Source organism: Kocuria tytonicola (genome assembly GCF_003687455.1).
GTDB lineage: Bacteria > Actinomycetota > Actinomycetes > Actinomycetales > Micrococcaceae > Kocuria > Kocuria tytonicola.
On record NZ_PHOA01000228.1, the window covers coordinates 1 to 399 of the forward strand.

Annotated in this window: 1 protein-coding gene; it reads left to right on the forward strand. The window is 55.4% G+C overall.

Annotation, left to right across the window (positions count from 1 at the left end; translation table 11 throughout):
- Window positions 1-399: hypothetical protein (locus CWC38_RS12745; RefSeq protein WP_206059913.1), on the forward strand; the 399-nt coding region annotated here is incomplete at both ends.

The following is a 399-nucleotide window of genomic DNA, read 5'->3' on the forward strand; positions in this document are numbered from 1 at the left end:
TCCAGAGCGTCTGCCGACGAATATCTTTGGTACGACAGGCGAGTGGGAAGACTATGCGTCTCCGTCCCGCGATGCCCGTTTGAAGGTGGGCTTTATGGATATCTTAAATCAGGCCCGCACTCTGGTTCAGCGTCAGCGTTCTGGCGATCCCGCGATCGTGTATAGCGGTGCCAACATTGCCGAGGATCTTTTGGCGACGTACGAACGTGAAGCCCGCTTCTGTCAGTTCACCTATCGCAATTCGGCGGGTGGGTCTGTAACTCTGAATTTGGAGGAAGCCCGTCAGCGCGTCTTCGATATCAGCTTTGACCCGTATCACTGTGTCGAGCTGCGCTGGGGTGCCAAATCCCCGCAGGAGCTTGCGACCTGCATGGATGATGAAAAGAAACGTCTGTGGTA